This is a genomic window from Hominiventricola sp. (genome assembly GCF_057604405.1).
The window spans coordinates 22,817-45,253 of record NZ_DBLYVB010000011.1; the positions used below are offsets into that span (position 1 = coordinate 22,817).

Sequence of the window (22,437 nt, forward strand, 5' to 3'; positions counted from 1 at the left end):
ATCAGGAAATGAATATAAGAAAACTGGCAGCAGAGGTAACTCTGTTGCCAGTTGTTTTTAATGGAGGAAATATGACAAAGGATATGACGACTGGTTCGCCTGTCCGGCTGATTATCGGATTTGCGATTCCTATGTTTCTTGGAATGCTGTTCCAGCAGTTTTACAGCATGGTGGATACATTGGTGGTTGGACGATTTCTTGGTGTAAATCCACTGGCAGGGGTAGGTTCCACCACATCCCTCAACTTTATGGTCATCGGATTCTGCACAGGCGTCTGTAATGGGTTTGCCATTCCGGTGGCACAGATGTTCGGCGCACAGGAGGAACACCGTCTCCGGAAATATGTGAGCAACAGCGCGTGGCTTTGTATGGTATTTTCCGTTGTGATGACTTTAGCAGTAGTGGCATCCTGCAGAGCCATTCTGACATTGATGAACACGCCAAAAGAAATTTTTGAATATGCTTATATCTATATTTTAATTGTCTTCTGGGGAATTCCATGTACTTTTCTTTATAATATCCTTGCAGGTATTATCCGGTCACTGGGAGACAGTAAGACGCCGGTTGTCTTTCTGGCACTGTCATCCGCGATCAATATCGTGCTGGATCTGGTGTTCGTGTTGTTGTTTCACATGGGAGTGGAAGGCCCGGCTATTGCGACGGTACTGGCACAGGGTATTTCAGGTGTGATCTGTCTTTGGTACATGTGGAAAAAATTCCCGATTCTGCATGCCACAAGGGATGAGTGGAAACCGGAGCCTTCCTATATGGCGAAGCTTTGCTATATTGGAATTCCCATGGGATTACAGTACTCGGTCACCGCTATCGGTACACTGGTACTGCAGGCGGCTATCAACGGATTAGGTGCAGCGGTAGTTGCCGGTGTCACGGCAGCCCAGAAGATTAATGCCTTTATCTCCTGCCCGGTGGAATCTTTAGGACAGACCATGGCTCCTTACACGGGGCAGAACATGGGAGCCGGAAAGCTTGACCGGATTGGAAAAGGATTAAAGAGCGCTTCACTGATTGGTTTTTTGATGTCTGCAATTTGTTTTGTGATTGCTGTACTTTTTGGAAAACAGCTGACCCTTCTCTTTGTAGATGCAGGTGAGACGGCCATTATTGCTTACTCCTATGAGTTCCTTTTATTCTGCACTGGTGGTTATTGTCTGCTGACATTGGTGAACACGGTGCGGTTTACGATTCAGGGAATGGGATTTTCTGTTTTTGCCATCTGTTCTGGTGTGATGGAAATGATTGCAAGAATTCTGGCATCTACCGTAGTGGCTGGAAAAGTGGGATTTATTGGGATTTGTCTTGCCCATCCGTTGGCATGGGTATTTGCGGATATCTTTCTGATTCCGGCGTTTTTCTGGTGTAGGAAACGAATTGCATAAAATGCCGGAACAGGGGAAAACTGTTTTTGAAACAGTGCTTGACATATTGCCCAAATTGTGATAGATTAGTCAAAGATAATTAAGCAGGTTTCACGACGTAGTGGAAGCTGAGATGAAAATGTGTAGAAGCATTCTGAACAAGCCATTGTTTAGGGTGCTTTTTCGCGTATATGGCAGCGGAAGCCTGGTGGGTAAGGGATTGCGCGGTCATGATTGCCAGAAAGGAGGAGAAGAATGGCAAAAGATATGTTTCATGTCGGCACCCAGGTGCTGATTGGAAAAGAGCGTTTTTCCGGCATCTTTGACGGAATGACAAAAGTATTGATTGTAACGGATAAGTTCATGCATGAGAGTGGCACCGTTTCTTATGTGACGGATGTATTGGATCATCTGAAGGTGGAGTGGAAAATTTTCTCGGAGGTACGTCCGGATCCGGATATCATGACGGTCAGCAAAGGTGTTGCCATGATTCTGGAGTTTCAGCCCCAGGCGGTTGTAGCTCTGGGCGGTGGATCTTCCATCGACGCTGCAAAGGCCATCGTTTATTTTGCTGCTAAAGAGAGCAATGCACCGAGATGTAAGTTTGTGGCTATTCCAACAACCAGTGGTACTGGTTCTGAGATGACCAATTTTGCAGTGATCAGTAATCCGGAAAAGGCAGCAAAATATCCACTGGTAAATGATGAACTGTATCCGGATATCGCAGTATTGGATGCAGAACTTGTAAAAACGGTACCGCCAGCGATCACAGCTGCAACTGGAATGGATGTATTTACTCATGCAGTAGAGGCATTTGTCTGCACGGAGGCAAATCATTTCACTGATGCATGTGCAGAGAAAGCCATGAAGCTGGTAAGAAGTTATTTGCTTCGCTGCTATAAGAATCCGGAAGATATGGAAGCACGTCAGGGGATGCATGATGCATCCTGTCTGGCAGGTATTGCATTTACCAATGCAGGACTTGGCTTGGTTCACGGTATGGCACATACGTTTGGTGCACATTTTCACGTGCCCCATGGAAAAGCAAATGCCATTCTGCTTCCCTATGTTATGGGATTCAATGCAGGATGCTATGACAGCCAGTTGACGGATGTGGCAAAAAAATATGCCCGTATTTCCAGACTGCTCCGTATTGAAGGACCGGGAATCCGTCAGAGTGCTTTCTCTCTGATCCGTACCATGCGTCAGTACAACACTCGTCTTGGTATTCCGGCTACCATCAAAGAGCTGGGTATCAGTAAAGAAGAGTTTGAGTCAGTACTGGATGAGATGTGTAAGGCTGCAAAAGCAGACAACTGTACCTCAACCAATCCGAGAGAATGTACGCCGGAGGATATCAGAAAGATTTTCCTGCAGGCATATGATGGAAAAATCGGAACAGGAAGGTAATTATAAATGGCAGAAGAAACCAAACAGAGAATTATTCAGGAATTTGTTCCTGGTAAACAGGTCACTCTGGCACATGTTATCGCCAATCCGGTTCCTAGCCTCTATGAGAAAATGGGACTGATTGATGCCAGAGGAGCTATCGGAATTTTTACCATTACGCCGAGTGAGGGTGCTATCATCGCAGCAGATGTGGCAACTAAAGCGGCAGATGTAAGCATCGGATTCGTAGACCGTTTTAACGGAACACTGATTATCTGTGGAGATGTGGCAGCAGTGGAATCCGCACTTCGTGAAGTGATGCATACGCTCTGTGAAATGATGGGCTTCACACCGACGGTGGTGACGAAGACGTGACGCAGCAGAAACGCATGATTCTGATTGGAAAGACAGCGGCAGGAAAGACAACTCTCTGCCAGTATTTGACCCATCAGGATCTGGTATATCATAAGACTCAGACGATCGCAGTCATGGGTGGACAGTTTATTGATACGCCGGGCGAGTATCTGGAACGTGTACGGATGAGAGGAGCGCTCTCCGTGACGGCGGCAGATGCAGATATTATCCTGTTTGTACAGGATCCGACAGCAAAAGAGAAAATGTTCCCGCCAGCATATGCAGGAAGTTTTGCAAAGCCGGTGGTAGGTGTTGTGACAAAAAGTGATATTGCAACGGAAGAGCAGTTAAAAGATGCGACGGAGCATCTGAAAGCAGCCGGAGCAGACCATATTTTTGTGACCAGCAGTGTGGCAGGAACTGGATTTAAAGAATTATTTGATTATCTTGATACACTGTAAAAGTGATAAAAAATAGAATACACGATAGGTGATGGAAGATGAAGAAGTCTGAAATTCGTATCGTCATAGTAGATGACGAACCGATTATCAGAATGGACTTAAAGGAAATTCTGGAATCGAAGGGCTATCAGGTCGTCGGCGAAGCAGCTGATGGATTTGATGCTGTAGAACTCTGCAGAACGCATGTACCAGATCTGGTACTGTTGGATATTAAAATGCCGTTGATGGACGGTCTGTCTGCTGCTCAGATTATTCATGAGCAGGGACTTGCCGGTTCTATTGTATTTCTGACGGCATACAGTGAAAGTTCTTATATTGAAGGAGCCAAGGAAAGCGGCGTTAGCGGCTATCTGGTAAAACCGGTGGACGAAAAAGCACTGGTGCCCTGTATCGAACTGGCCATGGCCAGAAGCAGTGAGATGAAAGCGTTGAAAACTGATGTGGAGAAAGCCAACGAACGGCTGGAAACCAGAAAAGTTGTGGAAAAAGCCAAAGGTTATCTCATGGAAACGAACCATGTGCCGGAAGAGGAAGCATATGAATACATCCGGAAGATGAGCAAGTTAAAAAATGTGTCTATGAAACGGATTGCCGAGATCCTTCTGATGAAGTGCGGGAGGTAGTGCGGTATAATGACAATTCGGGAACTGTGTGAAAAGCACACCAGCCTTGCGCCGGGAGATATTGAGAAGATTGAAAATATGGCGAGAACCATTCCGTATCTTGCCAATCTGGAGGATGCGGACATTTTTATCGACTGTCTCCTGCCCTCCGGAGATGCCATTGTAGTAGCGGAAGCCAATCCTAAGGACAGTCCTTCTTCCTATGAAAAAAGTGTGGTGGGCATGATTGCCTATCAGCAGAATGAACCGGCTGTTGCAAGAACCTTTAAGGTTGGCGTGGCAACGAAACATATGAAGGCGCTGACCCAGGAAAATACGAGAGTGATTCAGTCCGTAGAACCGATCAGTAATGGAACAGAGATTATCGGTGTACTGATTCGGGAAAAGAGGATTGAGGAACAGTACAGCGGTCAAAGTGCGCTGCATTTGTCTCATGAAAACTATGAATCTATGGCACAGGCAATAACCAGTAAAAAAGGATCCTGGCTGGCAGAATGCATTGATGAAGCCTTACTTATTATAGACCGTAAAGGTCTGGTCTGCTCTGCCAATGATGTGGCATGCAGATTGTATCGGCGTCTCGGATATGTGGGAGAACTGATTGGCCAAAGATATGAAAACGTTCAGCTGGTAGTTCCACAGTATGGAATATCTGACGAAGCAGTGACAGAAGCATCCGTTGGAAAAAATTATTTTATTATCCGTCATGTGAAACTGGAAACAGCAGATCTTTCCTGTGCAGTAATTATCAGGGATGAAACAGCGGAAAAGCAGCGTGAGCAGGAACTGGTTCTGAAATCAGTGGCAATCCAGGAGATGCATCATCGCGTGAAAAATAATCTTCAGACGATTGCATCGTTGTTAAGACTGCAAATCAGAAGAAGCGAAAATCCGGAAACGATACAGGTATTGCGGGAGACTATGAGCAGAATTCTGTCTATTTCGGCCACCCATGAACTGCTTGCAAGAAACGGCGTGGATCAGGTGAAAATTGGCGAGGTGCTCAGGCAAATCCGCAGTAATGTGCTGCAGAGCTTTGAACATTCTGAAGTGGATATTGAGATTTCAATGGAATCAGGAGACTTTGAAACAGATTCAGAGATTGCGGCATCAGTAGCCATGGTGGTTAATGAACTTCTTCAGAACAGTATGAAATATGCATTTGAAGGAAAAGAAAAAGGTTTGATAGAGATTCTTGTAAAAAAAGGAGAGCTCTATTCGAATATCACGGTACGCGATGATGGCATCGGATTTGATGCGGATATCAGCAGACCGAATCATCTGGGATGGGGAATCGTGCGTTCACTGGTAAAGGATAAGCTTCATGGAACCATCCATGTAGAGTCCGGAGAGCAGGGAAGTGTAGTGACCTTTGATTTCTTAAACCAGAATGTGGATACACTGGAACTATAAAAATGCCGGAGGTTCTAAAAAAGAATGAAAGAAACAATTACAAGTGTAGGCATTGATATTGGTACCTCCACGACACAGTTGATTTTCAGCCGGCTGACCATCGAAAATCTGGCCAGCAGCTATACGGTTCCGAGAATCAGTATTGTGGACAAAGAAGTGATCTACCGCAGTCACATTTATTTTACACCGCTGAAATCTCAGCAGGAGATTGATGTGGAAGCAGTGCGGAAGATTGTAAAAGAAGAATATGAGAAAGCCGGTATGACGCCGGATATGCTCCAGACTGGAGCGGTCATCATTACCGGTGAGACTGCCAGAAAGCAGAATGCCAATCTGGTGCTGGAAATGTTAAGTGACATGGCGGGAGATTTCGTTGTGGCAACGGCGGGACCGGATCTGGAATCCGTGCTTTCCGGTAAAGGGGCCGGTGCAGACCGGATTTCAGAAGAAGAACGTATTTGTGTGGCAAATGTAGATATCGGAGGCGGTACCAGCAACATTGCATCCTTTTATAAAGGACAGGTTATGGGTACGTCCTGCCTGGATATTGGAGGACGGCTGATCAAAGTAGAAAATGGAAAGATCAGCTATATTTTCCATAAAACCGCGGAACTGGCATCTCATATGGGAATCTCCATCAAGGTGGGAGATCCTGCCGATCCGGAAAAACTTCGAAAAATCTGTGACCGGATGGCAGATGAACTGGCGCAGGCACTGTATCTGAAGGATGCGGATGCCGAGCATGCCGGACTTTATACCAATGACGGTAAACGGCTGCCGGATAATCATAAGATTGATGCCGTGACATTTTCCGGAGGAGTTGCAGATTGTATCTATCATCCGGAAGGAAAAGAGACATTTCAGTACGGAGACATCGGAGTGCTCCTTGGAAGGGCCATTCTCGATCATCCTGCATTTAAGAATGTACGCTGGTTTACCGCAGCAGAGACGATCAGAGCGACCGTGGTAGGTGCGGGAACCCATACCACCAGTGTTAGCGGCAGCACCATTTCCTATGCAAAGGATAAGCTGCCGGTTAAAAATATCCCGGTCTTAAGAATTGGATCGGATGATGAAGCTGATTTGGAAGCATTTGCTTCTTCAATCATACAACAACTCCCTCTGTACCATTCGGAGGGAAAACTGGAACAGATAGCCATCTCTTTTGAAGGCCGGCATTACGTAAGTTTCCTGGAAATCCAGGCCCTTGCAGCCGCCATCATCAAGGGGGCAAGGGAAATTATTGACAGTGAGTTCCCACTGATCCTGGTAGTGGAAAATGATATCGGAAAAGTTCTGGGAAATGCCCTTAACGTGGCGCTTCACAGAGAAAAACCAGTTGTGTGCATTGATGGAATTCATGCACAGGGCGGGGATTATATCGATATCGGAGAACCACTGGCCAACGGAAGAGTTGTTCCGGTCGTAACAAAAACTTTAATTTTCAATACTTAAAAGGAGGAGAGAGATTGATATTAAAGACAACGCTTTTTGGTCATACTTATGAATTCAAATCTGTCAGAGAAGTTATGGCCAAGGCAAACGAAGAAAAGTCCGGCGATAAGCTGGCAGGCATTGCTGCAGAGACCGCAGAGGAGCGTGTAGCTGCCAAAGTTGTACTTTCTAATCTGACACTGGAGAATTTAAGAGAGAATCCTGCCGTTCCCTACGAAGAGGATGAAGTAACAAGAATTATCCAGGATGGAGTCAACGAATCTATTTACAACAGCATCAAGGGCTGGACCGTTGCACAGCTCCGCGAGTGGATCCTCGATACAGAGACCACCGGAGACATGATCAAACGGGTATCCAGAGGTCTGACCAGTGAGATGGTAGCTGGTGTTGCCAAACTGATGGGCAACCTGGACCTGATCTACGGAGCAAAGAAGATTCACAACCCAACCCATTGTAATACTACTCTGGGACTGCCGGGAACCTTCTCATCCCGTCTGCAGCCGAACCACACCACGGATGATCCGAAGGGTATCATGGCTTCCGTTATGGAAGGTCTTTCCTACGGCTGTGGTGATGCCGTTATTGGTCTGAACCCGGTAGACGACTCTGTAGAGAGTGTTGCAAGAATCTTAAAGAGCTTTGATGAGTTCAAAAATAAATGGGAAGTTCCGACCCAGATCTGTGTACTGGCTCATGTAACGACCCAGACAGAAGCAGCTGATAAGCTGAATGCACCGATCGACCTGATGTTCCAGTCTATCGCTGGTTCTCAGAAGGGTAATGAAGCATTTGGTCTGAACGCACAGATGCTGCAGGACGGCCGTGAAATGATGCTGAAGAAAGGTACCTCTACCGGACCGAACGTAATGTACTTCGAGACAGGACAGGGTTCCGAACTTTCTTCTGAGGCTCACAATGGCTGGGATCAGGTAACTATGGAAGCAAGATGCTATGGTTTTGCAAAGAAATATGATCCGTTTATTGTAAATACGGTTGTTGGATTTATCGGACCGGAGTATCTCTATGACTCCAAGCAGGTAACCCGTGCAGGTCTTGAGGATCATTTTATGGGTAAACTTTCAGGACTTCCGATGGGCTGTGACTGCTGCTACACGAATCATATGAAAGCAGACCAGAACGATATTGAGAATCTGTCCATGCTTCTTGCCGCAGCAGGCTGTACCTATATCATGGGTGTACCGGAAGGTGATGACTGTATGCTGATGTACCAGTGTACCGGATATCATGAGGCGGCAGCTCTCCGTGAAATTCTGGGACTTCGTCCGACAAAAGAATTTGACGCATGGCTTGAAAAGATGGGATTCTCTAAAGATGGAAAGCTGACACCGCTTGCAGGTGATGCATCTGTATTTTTAGCAAAATAGAAAGGAGGCAGAAACAACAATGAACGATAATGAATTAAGAGCAATTATTGAACAGGTACTTACAGAGATGAATGTAAGCGGTACCGCATCTGCCTCAGCAGATGGAAATGCAGTAAAAACTGCAGTTGTCAATGCAGTGAAAAATGCCGGCTGTGAGCAGGCAGGAGTGGAGGAAGGATGCCTTCCGGATATCACTCAGATTGACATTAAGAAACAGTATCTGGTAGAACATCCGCAGAACGGAGAGGCTTACCTTGATCTCAAACAGTACGCTCCGTGCCGTCTTGGTATCGGCAAAGCAGGTGCCCGTTATAAGACTCTTCCGAATCTGGAGTTCCGTGCAGCTCATTCTGCAGCACAGGATGCAGTTTTCAATGATGTTGATCAGGAGTTTATCGATAAGATGGGACTCTTCACCGTACAGACCCAGTGCGAGAGCAAAGATGTATATCTGACCCGTCCGGATCTGGGAAGAAAATTGAACGACGAAGCTGTAAAAACTATTAAGGAAAAATGCAAAATGCATCCGACCGTACAGATCTATGTATCTGACGGATTAAGTTCTGCAGCAGTTGCTGCCAATGTAGCAGACGTTCTGCCGGGTATTATGCAGGGACTGGAGAGCTATGGTATCGATACAGGAACCCCGTTCTTCGTAAAATATGGCCGTGTAGGTGTTATGGATCAGGTATCCGAACTGACCGGATCAGAGGTGACCTGCGTACTGATCGGTGAGAGACCGGGTCTGATTACTGCAGAGTCCATGTCCGCATATATCGCATACAAAGCAACGGTTGGAATGCCGGAGGCAAGAAGAACCGTTGTATCCAATATTCACAGAGCAGGAACCAATCCTGCAGAGGCCGGAGCTCATATCGCAGAGATCATCAAGATCATGCTGGAGAAGAAGGCAAGTGGAACTGATCTGAAGCTGTAAGGAGGAAACAAAAAATGAAGAGAGATCCGTTAAAGGCAAGTGTCCTTGCCACAAAGATCATCCCAAATGTCAGCCCTGATCTTGCAAAAGAGCTGAATCTGGGACCGGATATGAAATCATTAGCGCTCATTACTGCTGACAGCGATGACGTGACTTACACAGCGCTTGATGAAGCAACCAAGAAGGCAGATGTAACCGTTGTTTATGCAAAAAGCTTTTACGGCGGCGCTGCCAATGCAAATACGAAGCTTGCCGGTGAGATCATCGGTATCCTGGCTGGTCCGAATCCGGCAGAGGTAAAGAGTGGCCTTGAGGCAGCAGTTGATGTGATCGAGAACCAGGCACATTTCGTATCTGCAAATGAAGATGACAGTATCTGCTATTATGCACACTGCATTTCCAGAACCGGTTCTTACCTTTCTGAAGGTGCCGGAATCAAAGAAGGAGAAGCGCTTGCATATCTGATCGCACCGCCGTTGGAAGCAATGTACGGTGTGGATGCAGCCCTTAAGGCAGCAGATGTAAAAATGTGCGTTCTGTATGCTCCGCCTTCAGAGACCAACTTTGGTGGCGCTCTGCTGACCGGAAGCCAGTCCGCATGCAAATCTGCTTGCGACGCGTTCGCAGCAGCAGTTGAGTTTGTAGCAGACAACCCGATTGCATAATTCGATAACGGAGGTATGCAATGAAAGCATTAGGGCTGATTGAAGTCCGGGGAATGGTTCCGGCAGTGGAGGCGCTGGACAGCGCATTAAAAGCTGCCAATGTGAACCGTCTTGATGTAGTGAAAGTCGGCGGCGGTCTGGTCAGTGTACTGATTGAGGGCGACGTGGGAGCTGTCCGTGCAGCAGTTGATGCTGCACAGGCAGCGGCAGAAAAGATTGGAACCGTGATCTCCACACACGTGATTCCCAGACCGGCAGAGGATGTGACACAGATGATCACGCCGAACCCTGATCCGCAGCCGATCATAAGTGAGCAGCTGGAAGACAATCATGATGAGACAGCAGAAGCTGAGCAGCCGGAAGACAGCAGTGAAGTGACCGAAGAAGTAAAAGAAGAACCGGCTGAGCAGAAGAAGGGAAAGCTTGCTTACATCCCGGATGTAGAAGAAATGAAAGCCATGACCGTAGACAAACTGCGTGCCCTGGCCCGTAAACTTGAAATTACAAATATGACCCGCAAGGAGATCCGTTTTGCAAACAAGACGGAACTGATTGCGAAAATATGTGAATTTCTTGAAAAGGAGAACAAGTAATGCAGTTATATGACAAAGACCTTTTGTCGGTACAGGAAGTGCGTGACCTGGTAGAGAAAGCGAAAGCTGCTCAGCAGGAACTGGCACAGAAATCCCAGGCGGAGGTAGATGCTATTGTGGCGTCTATCGCAAAAGCAGGTGTTCGCAATGCAGAGCGCCTTGCACAGATGGCCAATGAGGATACCGGATTCGGTAAAGTTGCCGACAAAGTAATCAAAAATATTTTCGGAAGCCAGATGGTATATGAGCATATCAAAGATATGAAGACCATTGGTATTCTGGACCGCGATGAGGCTAACAAAACCTACACCATCGCAGCACCGGTAGGAGTCATCGCAGGACTGATCCCGTCCACCAACCCGACCTCCACCGCATTTTATAAATCAGAGATTTCCATCAAAGCGGGAAATGCCATTGTATTTTCACCGCATCCGAGTGCACTGCGAAGCATCAGCGAGGCAATCAAAGTAATTCGTCAGGCAATTGCAGAGGCGGGAGGCAATGAAAATCTGGTAAGCTGCATCAGCCTTCCGACCATGCAGGCTACGGATAATCTGATGAAACATCCGGATGTAGCCCTGATCCTGGCAACCGGCGGAAGCGCTATGGTACGTGCTGCTTATTCTTCCGGAACACCGGCCATCGGTGTAGGACCTGGAAATGGTCCGGCTTATATCGAGAAGACTGCTGATCTGCCGCTGGCAGTGAAGAGAATCATGGATTCCAAGACCTTCGATTATGGAACCATCTGTGCATCAGAGCAGTCTGTGGTATGCGATGATGACATGGCAGAGGCAGTACAGAAAGAAATGGAGAAACAGGGAGCTTACTTCTTAACAGATGAAGAGCGCCTGAAACTTGGAAAATACATCCTGCGTGCAAATGGAACCATGAATCCGGCTATCGTAGGAAAATCCCCGCAGGTGATTGGTGAACTGGCAGGTATCAACGTACCGGCAAGTGCAAAAGTCATCGTTGCAAAAGAAGACGGAATCGGAAAAGGACATCCTTATTCTAACGAAAAGCTGGCTCCGATCCTGGCATTCTATACAGCACCGGATTATAAGGCAATCGCAAAACTTTGTGATGAGATTCTTCGTTACGAAGGTGCAGGACATACGTTCAGTATGCATACCAAAGATGACAGAATGGTCGAGTATTTCGCAGAGAGAATGCCGGCTTCCCGTATCATCATTAATTCCCCGAGTGCCCTTGGAGGTATCGGAGCATCTACGGCACTGATGCCCGCTCTGACCCTTGGCTGTGGTGCCATCGGCGGAAGTGCAACATCTGAGAATGTAGGACCGATGAACCTTCTGAACCTGAAGCACGTAGCCTATGGACTTCGTGAAATGGAAGAGATCCGCGGTGCAGCTGCAAAAGAGCAGAACTGCTGTGGCGCAGAGAAAAAAGTAAGTGCTGATAAAGTAGACGAGATCGTAGCAGAGATTATCGCAAGAATTCAGTCAGCGAAATAAAAAACAATAAATATCAAAATTTACAATTATCCAGGAGGAAATGAATTATGGCAGCAATGCAGGCATTAGGAATGATCGAAACAAAAGGACTTGTAGCATCTATCGAGGCAGCAGATGCAATGGTAAAGGCAGCAAACGTAACTCTGATTGGTAAAGAGCATGTAGGCGGCGGACTGGTAACCGTTATGGTTCGCGGTGATGTAGGAGCAGTAAAAGCATCTGTAGATGCCGGTGCAGCTGCAGCAGAGCGTGTTGGTGAGCTGGTAAGTATCCACGTAATTCCGAGACCTCATGATGAGGTTGAGGGAATCCTTCCGAAGTTAGGCTAATTTTAGAGCCCAAGAAGCGATTTTGCGAATAGGCTTTGAATAGGCATATCTAACGGTGGTAAGGAGGTGACACAGTGAAGGTAATTACAGAAGCAGCCCTGAGACTGGAACTGAAATGTGAAGAGCCGGAGGTTTATGTGATTCCTGAAGGATCGTTATTATCTCCGGCAGCCAGAGAGTATCTGTCTCAGAGAAAGATTAAGATCAGAAAAGCCGGTGAAGTGGAAAAACAGAAACCGGAAAAAGAGGTCAAGGTCGTTGCAACTGAACTGCCCGAACTGCCTCCTGTGGAAGTGCCGAAGGATACGGAACTGAAACCGAAATACACAGATTATGCCACAGGCGCATTTTATATGAAAAAGCCGGAGCATATGACTCAGCTGTATGGCAATGTCCTGGTTAATAAGGACAATCCGCGGATTTATTTCCGCGGAAAGCTGGACAGCCTGCAGGCACAGGTAGTCTTTGCACAGGCTATGATGGCGTCTCTCGGAGAAAATCAAAAGATCATTGATGACCTTAATGATGTATTGAGAAGTCTCAGGGAAATGATGCGCTGTGACGTACTTGATGAGGCATTTCACAATGAGACCATCATCGGTCTTACCCATGAGGAACTGCGTGCACATTCCCACAATCCCATGAAGTATTATAAGATCAAGGCAATGGTACTGCCGGATTATTCCATGGGAGTGGAGTATGCATTATTAAATCAGGTCCGCACCGCTATCCGGGAGACGGAAGTGGCAGCGGCAGGTGCATACAAAGAAGGCAATCAGTATACACATGGGGACATCATTGAAGAGTTAAACCGACTGTCAAGTGCACTGCATATTATGATGTGTAAATATCTGGCAGGTGACTATCAGCAGGGAGGAAGACCATAAATGGAAGAAATTGTTCGCCAGGTTATGGCGGCTGTAGAAAAATCGGGACTGGTGGAGATCGAAGTATCTGCCCGTCACGTGCATCTGACCCAGTCTGATTTTGAAATTCTTTTCGGGAAAGGAAAGACCATGACCCCGAAACGAGACCTTTCCCAGCCGGGACAGTATCTGGCTGCGGAGAGAGTGGATATCATCGGACCGAAGAGAAAGATGACGAATGTAGCAGTATTAGGCCCGGTCCGCAAGGACACACAGGTGGAGCTTTCCAGAAGTGACTGTATTGCTCTGGGTGTAAAAGCACCGCTTCGTGAGTCTGGTGACGTAGCAGGATCTGGTCAGATCAGAATTGAAGGACCGTGCGGAGCCATTGATATTCCGCAGGGCGTGATTGTTGCACACAAGCACATTCATGTACCGACGGAGATGGCAGAGAAGCTGGGACTTCATGATAAACAGAGAGTCAGCGTAGAGGCAATTACAGAGCGTCCGGTTGTATTTAAGGACGTAATTATCAGAGTCAGCGATAACTTCCGTTTTCGGATGCACGTGGACTTTGATGAGGCAAATGGCGCTGATATAAGCGGATTTACGCTTGGAAAGATTATCAGGTAGACGACCATGGATTATGAACTTCTGATACAGAGAGTAATGGAAGAGGTCCGGAAACGGCTGGCTGAGGAAGAAGCGAAAAAGGCCGTTTGCGGCAAAAAAGAAGAGTGTACTACAGCGGAAAAAGTAAAACGTGTTGCACTCAACAAGAAATTTATTATGGAGAAGGATGTTCGTGCCGCTAAAGAGCAGGGGGCAGGTGCCGTTGATATTCCGGGAACTTCCAAGATCACGGATCTGGCAAAAGAGTATGCCCATGAGCATGGACTTCTTCTGATCATCGACGGTAGAACAGATAAGGCGCGGAGGTAACGTATGAAAGTTGGTAAGGTAATCGGAAATATATGGGCAACCAGGAAAGAGGACAAACTGGCCGGTCTGAAACTCATGATTGTTCAGCCCGTGAGCCTTACCACAGGGGAAGCATACGGAACGCCGCTGGTGGCATCCGATGTGATTGGTGCCGGTGTTGGAGAGCGGGTTCTCTATGTCAATGGAAGCTCAGCGAGAACCGCTTCCGGCGGACCGGACATTCCGGTAGACGCAGCCATCGTCGGTATTGTGGATGACCACGAAATTCTGGAATAAACAAAAAGGTGGAGGAAGCAAGTGTTTCAGGAATTAATTGACAACATTACGAATGTAGGCGTCTTTACAGAGAGCCTGGGTGAGTGGGCAACCACTCTTTCTATTAACAAAGTCATTATCTTTATTATGATGATTTTCATGATTGTAGGAGCAATTGATAAGATTCGCGGCAACAAGTTAGGCTATGGCGAGCAGTTTGATGAGGGATTTAATGCCATGGGTCCCCTGGCAGCAGCCATGGCAGGTGTTGTAGCAGCCGCTCCGGTACTTGCAATCATTTTGAAACCGATCATTGTCCCGATTTACACCTTGTTGGGGGCTGACCCGTCCATGTTTGCGACTACTCTTCTGGCGTGCGATATGGGTGGATATCCACTGGCAATGCAGATGGCAGGAAGCGAAGCTGTTGGTAACTTCTCAGGTCTGATCCTGGGAACCATGATGGGACCGACCATCGTATTTACCATCCCGGTTGCACTGTCCATTATTAAAAAATCTGACCGTCCGTATCTGGGAGCAGGTATCCTGGCAGGTCTCATTACCGTACCGATCGGTTGTATCGTAGGTGGTCTTGTGATGAACATGACCCAGTACAAGATCGATATCATTACGATTGTACGTAACCTGATTCCGGTTATCATCATTGCAGGGCTTATCGTAGCAGGCCTGTGGTTCAAACCGGACCAGATGATCAGCGGATTCAACAAATTCGGAACTGCTGTTACCGTAGTTATTACTTTCTTTACTGCAGTAGCAGTATTTGAGTATCAGACCGGTATCAAATTCCCGCTCATGAACATCATGGTGGAGCCGGATGCTGACGGCGTGATTCCTCTGGAGTCCGGACTTCTGGTTTGCGGACAGATTGCAGTTGTATTAATTGGTGCATTCCCGATGGTTCTGTGGATTACCCGTACATTCGGTAAAGCACTGAGTGCCATTGGTGCGAAACTGGGTATGGACGAGAATGGTTCTGCAGGACTGGTAGCGACTCTGGCTAACAATATTGCAATGTTCAATATCATGGATAAGATGAACCCGAAGGGAAAACTTTTAAACGTTGCATTTGCAGTATCTGCAGCATTTGTATTTGGTGATCATCTTGGATTTACCGCTGGTGTAAACTCCGATATGATTTTCCCGGTTATCGTTGGTAAACTGGTTGCAGGTATCACTGCCCTGATCCTTGCCAATGCACTGGCTCCGATGCTTCTCTCTAAAGTAGAAGCTTCTGTTGCAAAAGCAAAAGCAGAAGAGGAAGCTGAAGAAAAATAATTGTTGCTGGAACGAGGTGCGAGTGAACAGCAACAAAGATTCCGGTTCGTGAAAATGAAAGGATGGACACAGTATGAACGTAAGTGAAGAACTGATCCGCGAGATCGTACAGAAGGTTCTGGAAGAGTCCGCTGCAAAGCAGGCTCCGGCAGAGGATTTTGTAAAAGAAAAAGATCCAAGCGGTATTATTAAAATTGCGACTGAGACTGTCAAATGCGAGCGCTTTGAGCAGGACGGCGTCGCACTGAAGGATGTGGTAACTCTTGAGGAAGCACCGAGAATGGGCTGCGGAATCATGGAGCTTGACCACACCAGCTTTGAGTGGACACTGACTTATGATGAGTACGATCTTGTTCTTGAGGGAACTCTGGAAATCGAGATCGATGGACGTGTGGTAACGGCAGGACCGGGACAGATCATTTACATCCCGAAGAACAGCCATATCCACTTCCAGACCCCGAACAAGACCAGATATGCATATTTCGTATATCCGGCAAACTGGGCAGATCTGGCTTAAAAGTTGAAAATGATAGAAAAAGCATCAGCCATTTTTTGTTTGGCTGATGCTTTTATTTTTGAATTACTGAATCGGTTCAAAATCCACGGCGCCGTGTTTGCACAGCGGGCAGATGATATCTTCCGGAAGTTCATCCCCTTCATAGATATATCCGCAGACTTTGCATACAAATCCTTTCTTGCCGTCGGTTTCCGGCTTCGGTTTGACGTTCTGCTGATAGTAGGTGTAGGTCATAGTATCCTGATCGCTCATGACGCGGGCTTCAGTGACGCTGCAGATAAACATGCCGTGGGTGCCCAGATCAACATACTGTTCTACTTTCAGGGACATAAAAGCGTTGATATATTTATCCAGGAATACCAGACCGTTTCCGGAACGGTTGATCTTTTCGCCTGCAAACTTGTCAACCGTTCGTCCTGACTGGAAGCCAAATTGCTGGAATACGGAGAATGGAGCGTCTACGGACAGGCAGTTGACATTCATGATGCCGGTCTGCTGGATTACATGGTGAGAGTAGTTTTCCTTATTGATATTGACCGCCACACGATAAGGATTATCTGTCAGCTGGGTGACGGTATTTACAATGAGACCATTGTCCTTTTTCCCGTCGTTGGAGGTAACCACATAGAGTCCATAGCCGATGCGGAAGAGGGCAGTCATATCATTTTTATTTGCAAGAGAATTGTCTTTTGCAATGTATTCTTTGCAGAGTTCTTCTGTCATGGCGTCAATCTGCTTCCGATTTTCTTCTTTGACAGAAGACCAAATGTGAACAGAATTCTTCAGCCAGTCGATTTTTTTACATTTGGACATCATTTCTTTCATAATCTTTGCGGCCAGCGGTGCCCAGGTACCATTTTCAATGAGTCCGACAGTGCGGTTCTGATAATTGTGTTCTATCAGTCTGGTGATAAAATCATTCATGAATGGATAAATACTTGCATTGTAAGTAGTCGTTGCAAGGATCAGCTTGGAATAGCGGAAAGCGTCGCTGACAGCCTGGGACATATCATCTCTTGCCAGGTCGTAGACAACCACTTTGGGACATCCGCTGGCGGTCAGTTTGTCTGCAAGGAGAGAAACGGCTGTTTTCGTATGTCCGTATACAGAAGTGTAGGCAATCACAATACCGTCATCCTCCGGCTGATAGGAAGACCAGGTGTCATAAAGACCAATGTAGTGTCCAAGATTTTCCGTAAGAACCGGTCCGTGAAGCGGGCAGATGATCTGAATGTCAAGGGTGGCAGCCACTTTCAGGAGATTCTGTACCTGAACACCGTATTTTCCAACGATTCCAATAAAATATCTTCTTGCTTCATCATCCCAGGGTTCTTCCACATCCAACGCACCGAATTTTCCAAAACCATCTGCAGAGAAAAGAACTTTTTCTGTACTGTCATAGGTGACCATAACCTCCGGCCAGTGTACCATGGGTGCAAATACGAAGGTCAGCTGATGATATCCTAAGGAGAGAGTTCCACCATTTCCCATTTCCATTTTCTGACCTTCCAGATCCAGTTCAAAGAAATTATGAATCATATTGAAGGCTTTTGCCGTAGCGACAACGGTGGTGTCCGGATAAACTTTCAGGAAGTTGGCAACATTTGCCGCGTGATCTGGTTCCATATGCTGTACGATGAGATAGTCCGGTTTGCGGCCATCCAGGACCTGCTGGATATTGTCAAGCCATTGATGGGTAAATTCGGCATCTACCGTATCCATGACTGCAATTTTTTCATCCAGGATCACATAGGAATTATAAGACATTCCGTTTGGCACTTTGTACTGACCCTCAAAAAGGTCAATGCGGTGATCGTTTACGCCGACGTATTGAATGGTATCTGTGACTTTCATAGTAGTTTCCTCCATTTTATATGGTGTGTTGATTTGTTGTTTCTTAACTTTGTTAAAATAATAACAGAATCAAAAGAACAGTTCTGTTGCAAAAGTCACAAACAGAATGATATAATGAAAAAAATTGGAGGGAACTTATGATAGACAATACACTTTTTACGGATATTCTTCCGGAGGAGCAGGAACGGATGCGTGTCTGTTTCAAGGCAAGGGAAGCAGTGTTTCAAACTGGGGAGACGGTGATGGAATATTCCAGCGCCATGAAGAAGATCGGATTGGTGATCTATGGCCGTGCCGTGCTGTACTGCTGTGATGAGGAAGGCAACGAGTATATGATTGATGAACTGAAAAAAGATGCAGTCTTTGGAGAACCATTTCTTCTCCCTACGGACTTTCAGCATTATTATGTGAAGGCGGAAGAAGAAACCAGAGTAATGTTTATCGATTATGAGCATGTGATCAAACGGTGTGAGAATGCATGCTGGCATCACAGTCAGTTGGTCAGCAATCTCTTTCAGATGACTGCCCTGCAGTCCCGGAAGCAGATGGAACGGATTTATGTGTTGTCCAGATCCACCACAAGAAAGAAAATTCTGGCGTATTTGAATCACCTTTCTGCAGAAAAGAACAGTCGGAAGATCCATCTTCCCATGTCCTACACAGCACTGGCTCAGTATTTGAGTGTGGATCGCAGCGCTATGACGCGGGAACTGAAAAATCTGGAGGATGAGGGAGTACTGAAAAAAGACGGACGGGAGATTTTGCTTCTGCAGAGGCATGTCTGACTATGAAAAATCTATGCATTGTTGAAAAAATTAGAAAACTATCCCTATGCCCAGAAGCCGAAGATCGCCCGTGCCATCGGAGAGGTCAACCGTTTTTACGAGAACAGTAAAAAGAAGATGATTCTCATTACGCCGGGACGGATCGGAACTTCTTCTCCGGAGCTTGGCGTTCCGATTACTTATGCGGAAATGAGTCGATTTTCGGAGAAGAGCTTGGATCGGTAATAAAAGTATTTGATACCTCTGATATGAATCTGGTGTTGGGAATGGATGCCATTACCCAGGAAGTCATCTGCGGATATATGGACGAAGAAGCAGACTCCTGATTGATTAAAAGACAGGTTTTTGATAAAATGTAACTATTCAGAGCCATGCAAAACTGCGTAGCAGCGATTTTGTGAATGGGGTTCTGAATAGTTACGACAGGAGGATGTATCTATGGACGAAAATATGTTTAAAAGAAATGTCTGTCTGGCACAGACGGTCATCAAAGGACTTGAGTCTCGCAATATGTCCGGTTATTATGCTGCAAATAAGGAAGAAGCACTGAAAAAGGCACTGGAGCTGATTCCGGAAGGCAGTAAAATTGCCATGGGTGGATGTATGAGTGCACACGAAATCGGATTGATCAAAGCTCTGGAAGAAGGCAATTATCATTATTTGGATCGTGCAAAGATGGAGCCAAGAGAAGGTCTTATGGCTGCTTATGATGCAGATGTATTTCTTTCCAGTGCCAATGCCATGACCAGTGATGGTATTCTGGTGAATATTGATGGAAATGCCAACCGCGTATCCTGTATCGCGCAGGGACCGAGGAAAGTCGTTTTCATTGTTGGCATGAATAAAGTCTGTGATGACCTTGACAGTGCCATGAAACGTGCCAGAAATGTGGCAGCACCGGCAAACACACAAAGATTTGACATCAAAACTCCGTGTAAGGAAAAAGGAAAATGTTTTGACTGCAAATCTCCGGATACGATCTGCTGTCAATTCCTGATTACCAGATATTCCAGACATACCGATCGCATTCATGTGATTCTGGTAAATGATACGTTGGGATTCTAAGGATAGGAGAGAAATATAAGATGGAGAAATCAACTGTTTATTTTACGGATTTCCGGTGTCCGGTAGGCACCAGCCAGCTGGATAAGCTGAAAAAGCTCTGTATCGCAGCCGGAATCAAAGACATTGACATGGATGGAAAGTTTGTGGCAATTAAGATGCACTTCGGTGAGCTTGGAAATATGGCCTTCCTTCGTCCGAACTATGCGAAGGTAGTGGCTGATCTCTGTAAAGAGCAGGGGGGAATGCCGTTTTTGACGGACTGCAATACCCTGTATCCGGGAAGCAGAAAAAATGCACTGGAGCACCTGGATTGTGCAAATCTTAACGGATTTAACACGATTACGACGGGATGTCAGATTATCATTGGAGATGGACTTCGCGGAACCGATGAAGTAGAAGTCCCGGTTGTGAACGGGGAATACTGCAAAACAGCCCTTATTGGACATGCAATCATGGATGCGGACATTTTCATCAGTCTGAGTCATTTCAAAGGACATGAGACAACCGGATTTGGCGGAGCTCTTAAAAATATTGGTATGGGCTGCGGAAGCCGTGCCGGAAAAATGCAGCAGCACGCAAGCGGAAAACCGGCAATCAACGAAGAAGTCTGTCGTGGCTGCCGCCGTTGTGCAAAAGAATGCGGCAGTGATGCAATTACCTATGTCAACAAAAAAGCAGTGATTGATTATGATAAATGTAAAGGCTGCGGCCGTTGTATCGGAGCCTGCAGTTACGATGCAGTCTACAATCCGAACAGCAGTGCCAATGAGCTTCTCGACCGCAAAATGGCAGAGTATGCACAGGCTGTCTGTCATGGCCGTCCGCATTTCCATATTGCACTGGTGCAGGATATCAGCCCCAATTGTGACTGCCATGGCGAGAACGATGCCCCGATCCTTCCGGATATCGGAATGTTCGCAAGCTTCGATCCGGTGGCACTGGATCAGGCATGTGCGGATGCCTGCCTGAAAGCAACCCCGATTGAAAACAGCCAGCTGGGCGAGCATCTGGCAGAGCCGGGATGGCATTGTCACCACGATCATTTCAAAGACTCCAACCCGAATATTGAGTGGAAAGCAACCCTCGATCAGGCAGAGAAGATCGGCCTTGGAACGAGAGCTTATGAGTTGAAGAGAATTAGATAAACACAAGATTCTGATCTTGTAGTGAGGATAGGGAAGATTTCGGTGATTATGATTTGTTTACAGCAGGTATTTCGAAAGAATTTACAAGATGTGGAAATCTCTTGCAAATCTCCTGAAACTTCTGTATAATATTTTTCAAATAGGGAGCTCAAATAAATGGGCTGAGAGTAGACTTGATTAGTCTTGACCTGGAACCTGATTTGGATAATGCCAACGTAGGGAAATACATGTCGCGAATGGATGGACGTATGTGCCGTTGCTCTCTGTTTTGTGTGAACTGGGGGCACCACTTTTCACAGAGTACTTACAGGCGCCGGATGACACTAAAAGTGTGTCATTCGGTGCCTTTTTTGTGTGCTTGGAGATTAAGGTGTTAAAACGTGAAAGGAGAAACAGGATGGTAAAAATCAATGGAGAAGAAAAGGAGATTGCCGGAAAGAATCTTCTGGAATTTTTAAAAGAGACCGGATTTGGGCCGGAACGGGTAGTGGTGGAACGGAATCTCATGATCATTCCAAAAGACCAGCTGGGCAATGTGACCATTCAGGATGAGGATGTCATTGAAGTTCTTAGGTTTGTAGGAGGAGGCTGAAAAAAATGGGAGAACTCATTTCGCAGGAAGAACTGGACCGGGCCTTTGATGCCCGTTTTTCCAAAGAAATGCAGGTGAAGCTTCGCAGTGCCAAGGTAGCGATAGCGGGACTTGGCGGACTGGGATCAAATATTGCAGTGATGTTAGCAAGAAGCGGGATTGGAAAGCTTCTGCTGGTGGATTTTGATGTAGTGGATGTGACGAACCTGAATCGCCAGATGTATTTTATTCCGCAGCTTGGAAAACCGAAGGCAGAGGCACTGCCGGAGATTTTGCGTCAGATCAATCCCTATCTTACCTATGAATCTGTATGCGTGAAGGTGATACCGGAGAATGTAAAGGAACTGTTTTCAGATTATTCCATTGTCTGTGAGGCCTTTGATAAGCCGGATCAGAAGGCGATGCTTGTGCGGGAACTATTGACTCAGTGCCCGGAGACGACAGTGGTATCAGGAAACGGTATGGCAGGTTATGGAGATACCAATGAAATCCGCACGCAGCAGATGATGAGAAGGCTTTATGTGTGTGGGGATCAAAGTACGGATGTGGGCAATGGAATCGGACTGGTTGCACCGAGGGTGGCAGCCTGTGCTGCCCATGAAGCAAACAAAGTACTGCAGCTGATTATGCAGACTGAATGATAAAAAGAAAAGAGGAAAAAA

26 protein-coding genes and 1 riboswitch are annotated in these 22,437 nt (G+C 46.5%); of the genes, 25 read left to right on the forward strand and 1 reads right to left on the reverse strand.

Annotated elements, in window-relative coordinates; genetic code table 11:
- Positions 1-8 precede the first annotated feature (8 nt).
- From ACZMB2_RS08330 to ACZMB2_RS08420, 19 genes are all read left to right on the forward strand, one after another.
- Positions 9-1,397, forward strand: coding sequence for an MATE family efflux transporter (locus ACZMB2_RS08330; protein ID WP_487596374.1), 1,389 nt, complete (start codon positions 9-11; stop codon positions 1,395-1,397).
- 234 nt (positions 1,398-1,631) lie between these two features.
- Positions 1,632-2,786: a 1-propanol dehydrogenase PduQ gene (locus ACZMB2_RS08335; RefSeq protein WP_118771594.1), complete on the forward strand. Its 1,155-nt coding sequence runs from the start codon at positions 1,632-1,634 to the stop codon at positions 2,784-2,786.
- Positions 2,787-2,792: 6 nt separating this feature from the next.
- Entirely contained in the window at positions 2,793-3,140 is a 348-nt protein-coding gene (eutS, locus tag ACZMB2_RS08340) for an ethanolamine utilization microcompartment protein EutS (protein ID WP_118771595.1), read from the forward strand.
- Positions 3,137-3,580, forward strand: coding sequence for a EutP/PduV family microcompartment system protein (locus ACZMB2_RS08345; protein WP_487596375.1), 444 nt, complete (start codon positions 3,137-3,139; stop codon positions 3,578-3,580). Before eutS ends, ACZMB2_RS08345 begins: the two co-directional genes overlap by 4 nt.
- Before the next feature lie 38 nt (positions 3,581-3,618).
- Complete coding sequence (locus tag ACZMB2_RS08350) at positions 3,619-4,203, forward strand: ANTAR domain-containing response regulator (RefSeq protein ID WP_487596376.1); 585 nt, start codon at positions 3,619-3,621, stop codon at positions 4,201-4,203.
- A gap of 9 nt (positions 4,204-4,212) precedes the next feature.
- Positions 4,213-5,616, forward strand: coding sequence for a GAF domain-containing sensor histidine kinase (locus tag ACZMB2_RS08355; RefSeq protein ID WP_487596377.1), 1,404 nt, complete (start codon positions 4,213-4,215; stop codon positions 5,614-5,616).
- A gap of 24 nt (positions 5,617-5,640) precedes the next feature.
- Positions 5,641-7,071, forward strand: coding sequence for an ethanolamine ammonia-lyase reactivating factor EutA (gene eutA / locus ACZMB2_RS08360; RefSeq protein ID WP_487596378.1), 1,431 nt, complete (start codon positions 5,641-5,643; stop codon positions 7,069-7,071).
- 14 nt (positions 7,072-7,085) lie between these two features.
- Positions 7,086-8,456 (forward strand): ethanolamine ammonia-lyase subunit EutB, encoded by a 1,371-nt coding sequence (locus tag ACZMB2_RS08365; RefSeq protein WP_118771600.1) that lies wholly within the window; start codon positions 7,086-7,088, stop codon positions 8,454-8,456.
- 19 nt (positions 8,457-8,475) lie between these two features.
- Entirely contained in the window at positions 8,476-9,393 is a 918-nt protein-coding gene (gene eutC / locus ACZMB2_RS08370) for an ethanolamine ammonia-lyase subunit EutC (protein WP_487596379.1), read from the forward strand.
- A 14-nt stretch (positions 9,394-9,407) separates the two neighbouring features.
- Entirely contained in the window at positions 9,408-10,058 is a 651-nt protein-coding gene (eutL, locus tag ACZMB2_RS08375) for an ethanolamine utilization microcompartment protein EutL (RefSeq protein ID WP_118771602.1), read from the forward strand.
- 20 nt (positions 10,059-10,078) lie between these two features.
- Positions 10,079-10,651 carry a BMC domain-containing protein gene (locus ACZMB2_RS08380; RefSeq protein ID WP_487596380.1) on the forward strand — a complete coding sequence of 191 codons (573 nt, stop codon included), beginning with the start codon at positions 10,079-10,081 and terminating at the stop codon, positions 10,649-10,651.
- A complete protein-coding gene (locus ACZMB2_RS08385) occupies positions 10,651-12,129 on the forward strand; it encodes an acetaldehyde dehydrogenase (acetylating) (protein WP_118771604.1) in 1,479 nt (492 codons plus the stop codon). The genes ACZMB2_RS08380 and ACZMB2_RS08385 overlap by 1 nt, the downstream gene beginning before the upstream one ends.
- Before the next feature lie 47 nt (positions 12,130-12,176).
- Positions 12,177-12,458 (forward strand): BMC domain-containing protein, encoded by a 282-nt coding sequence (locus ACZMB2_RS08390; protein WP_118771605.1) that lies wholly within the window; start codon positions 12,177-12,179, stop codon positions 12,456-12,458.
- Positions 12,459-12,532: 74 nt separating this feature from the next.
- On the forward strand, positions 12,533-13,345 hold the full coding sequence (locus tag ACZMB2_RS08395) for a cobalamin adenosyltransferase family protein (protein WP_487596381.1): 813 nt from the start codon (positions 12,533-12,535) through the stop codon (positions 13,343-13,345).
- Positions 13,346-13,957 carry a phosphate propanoyltransferase gene (pduL, locus tag ACZMB2_RS08400; RefSeq protein ID WP_118771607.1) on the forward strand — a complete coding sequence of 204 codons (612 nt, stop codon included), beginning with the start codon at positions 13,346-13,348 and terminating at the stop codon, positions 13,955-13,957.
- Positions 13,958-13,963: 6 nt separating this feature from the next.
- Positions 13,964-14,266, forward strand: a complete 303-nt coding sequence (locus ACZMB2_RS08405; RefSeq protein WP_487596382.1) for a hypothetical protein — start codon at positions 13,964-13,966, stop codon at positions 14,264-14,266.
- A gap of 3 nt (positions 14,267-14,269) precedes the next feature.
- Positions 14,270-14,542: a EutN/CcmL family microcompartment protein gene (locus ACZMB2_RS08410; protein ID WP_118771609.1), complete on the forward strand. Its 273-nt coding sequence runs from the start codon at positions 14,270-14,272 to the stop codon at positions 14,540-14,542.
- A gap of 21 nt (positions 14,543-14,563) precedes the next feature.
- Positions 14,564-15,817: an ethanolamine utilization protein EutH gene (locus ACZMB2_RS08415; protein ID WP_487596383.1), complete on the forward strand. Its 1,254-nt coding sequence runs from the start codon at positions 14,564-14,566 to the stop codon at positions 15,815-15,817.
- 73 nt (positions 15,818-15,890) lie between these two features.
- Positions 15,891-16,334 carry a EutQ-related cupin domain-containing protein gene (locus ACZMB2_RS08420; protein ID WP_487596384.1) on the forward strand — a complete coding sequence of 148 codons (444 nt, stop codon included), beginning with the start codon at positions 15,891-15,893 and terminating at the stop codon, positions 16,332-16,334.
- Positions 16,335-16,397: 63 nt separating this feature from the next.
- Here the strand turns inward: ACZMB2_RS08420 and ACZMB2_RS08425 are convergent, their stop codons facing one another.
- The gene (locus ACZMB2_RS08425; protein ID WP_487596385.1) at positions 16,398-18,188 is read right to left on the reverse strand and encodes a flavin reductase; all 1,791 of its coding nucleotides are present in this window, start codon (positions 18,186-18,188) and stop codon (positions 16,398-16,400) included.
- Between the two features lie 137 nt (positions 18,189-18,325).
- On the opposite strand from ACZMB2_RS08425, the gene ACZMB2_RS08430 reads away from it, so the two are divergent.
- The 6 genes from ACZMB2_RS08430 (at position 18,326) to thiF (ending at position 22,416) form a co-directional block, all read left to right on the forward strand.
- Complete coding sequence (locus ACZMB2_RS08430; RefSeq protein ID WP_487596386.1) at positions 18,326-18,973, forward strand: Crp/Fnr family transcriptional regulator; 648 nt, start codon at positions 18,326-18,328, stop codon at positions 18,971-18,973.
- Between the two features lie 21 nt (positions 18,974-18,994).
- Positions 18,995-19,198, forward strand: coding sequence for a hypothetical protein (locus ACZMB2_RS08435; protein WP_487596387.1), 204 nt, complete (start codon positions 18,995-18,997; stop codon positions 19,196-19,198).
- A 213-nt stretch (positions 19,199-19,411) separates the two neighbouring features.
- A complete protein-coding gene (locus tag ACZMB2_RS08440) occupies positions 19,412-20,038 on the forward strand; it encodes a lactate utilization protein (RefSeq protein WP_487596388.1) in 627 nt (208 codons plus the stop codon).
- A 20-nt stretch (positions 20,039-20,058) separates the two neighbouring features.
- Positions 20,059-21,183, forward strand: a complete 1,125-nt coding sequence (locus ACZMB2_RS08445) for a DUF362 domain-containing protein (RefSeq protein WP_487596389.1) — start codon at positions 20,059-20,061, stop codon at positions 21,181-21,183.
- A gap of 130 nt (positions 21,184-21,313) precedes the next feature.
- Positions 21,314-21,422, forward strand: a riboswitch (TPP riboswitch).
- A 158-nt stretch (positions 21,423-21,580) separates the two neighbouring features.
- Positions 21,581-21,775, forward strand: coding sequence for a sulfur carrier protein ThiS (thiS, locus tag ACZMB2_RS08450; RefSeq protein ID WP_487596390.1), 195 nt, complete (start codon positions 21,581-21,583; stop codon positions 21,773-21,775).
- Between the two features lie 5 nt (positions 21,776-21,780).
- Complete coding sequence (gene thiF, locus ACZMB2_RS08455; protein WP_487596391.1) at positions 21,781-22,416, forward strand: sulfur carrier protein ThiS adenylyltransferase ThiF; 636 nt, start codon at positions 21,781-21,783, stop codon at positions 22,414-22,416.
- Positions 22,417-22,437: the final 21 nt, after the last annotated feature.

Excerpts from the sequence above, each read along its gene's own strand:
- eutS (WP_118771595.1), top strand. The coding sequence starts at position 2,793 with ATGGCAGAAGAAACCAAACAGAGAATTATTCAGGAATTTGTTCCTGGT.
- ACZMB2_RS08445 (WP_487596389.1), top strand. The coding sequence starts at position 20,059 with ATGGAGAAATCAACTGTTTATTTTACGGATTTCCGGTGTCCGGTAGGC.
- ACZMB2_RS08420 (WP_487596384.1), top strand. The coding sequence starts at position 15,891 with ATGAACGTAAGTGAAGAACTGATCCGCGAGATCGTACAGAAGGTTCTG.
- ACZMB2_RS08380 (WP_487596380.1), top strand. The coding sequence starts at position 10,079 with ATGAAAGCATTAGGGCTGATTGAAGTCCGGGGAATGGTTCCGGCAGTG.
- eutL (WP_118771602.1), top strand. The coding sequence starts at position 9,408 with ATGAAGAGAGATCCGTTAAAGGCAAGTGTCCTTGCCACAAAGATCATC.
- ACZMB2_RS08430 (WP_487596386.1), top strand. The coding sequence starts at position 18,326 with ATGATAGACAATACACTTTTTACGGATATTCTTCCGGAGGAGCAGGAA.
- ACZMB2_RS08405 (WP_487596382.1), top strand. The coding sequence starts at position 13,964 with ATGGATTATGAACTTCTGATACAGAGAGTAATGGAAGAGGTCCGGAAA.
- ACZMB2_RS08355 (WP_487596377.1), top strand. The coding sequence starts at position 4,213 with ATGACAATTCGGGAACTGTGTGAAAAGCACACCAGCCTTGCGCCGGGA.
- ACZMB2_RS08385 (WP_118771604.1), top strand. The coding sequence starts at position 10,651 with ATGCAGTTATATGACAAAGACCTTTTGTCGGTACAGGAAGTGCGTGAC.
- eutC (WP_487596379.1), top strand. The coding sequence starts at position 8,476 with ATGAACGATAATGAATTAAGAGCAATTATTGAACAGGTACTTACAGAG.
- ACZMB2_RS08440 (WP_487596388.1), top strand. The coding sequence starts at position 19,412 with ATGGACGAAAATATGTTTAAAAGAAATGTCTGTCTGGCACAGACGGTC.
- eutA (WP_487596378.1), top strand. The coding sequence starts at position 5,641 with ATGAAAGAAACAATTACAAGTGTAGGCATTGATATTGGTACCTCCACG.
- ACZMB2_RS08410 (WP_118771609.1), top strand. The coding sequence starts at position 14,270 with ATGAAAGTTGGTAAGGTAATCGGAAATATATGGGCAACCAGGAAAGAG.
- ACZMB2_RS08390 (WP_118771605.1), top strand. The coding sequence starts at position 12,177 with ATGGCAGCAATGCAGGCATTAGGAATGATCGAAACAAAAGGACTTGTA.
- ACZMB2_RS08335 (WP_118771594.1), top strand. The coding sequence starts at position 1,632 with ATGGCAAAAGATATGTTTCATGTCGGCACCCAGGTGCTGATTGGAAAA.
- pduL (WP_118771607.1), top strand. The coding sequence starts at position 13,346 with ATGGAAGAAATTGTTCGCCAGGTTATGGCGGCTGTAGAAAAATCGGGA.
- thiS (WP_487596390.1), top strand. The coding sequence starts at position 21,581 with ATGGTAAAAATCAATGGAGAAGAAAAGGAGATTGCCGGAAAGAATCTT.
- ACZMB2_RS08425 (WP_487596385.1), bottom strand. The coding sequence starts at position 18,188 with ATGAAAGTCACAGATACCATTCAATACGTCGGCGTAAACGATCACCGC.
- ACZMB2_RS08350 (WP_487596376.1), top strand. The coding sequence starts at position 3,619 with ATGAAGAAGTCTGAAATTCGTATCGTCATAGTAGATGACGAACCGATT.
- ACZMB2_RS08330 (WP_487596374.1), top strand. The coding sequence starts at position 9 with ATGAATATAAGAAAACTGGCAGCAGAGGTAACTCTGTTGCCAGTTGTT.
- thiF (WP_487596391.1), top strand. The coding sequence starts at position 21,781 with ATGGGAGAACTCATTTCGCAGGAAGAACTGGACCGGGCCTTTGATGCC.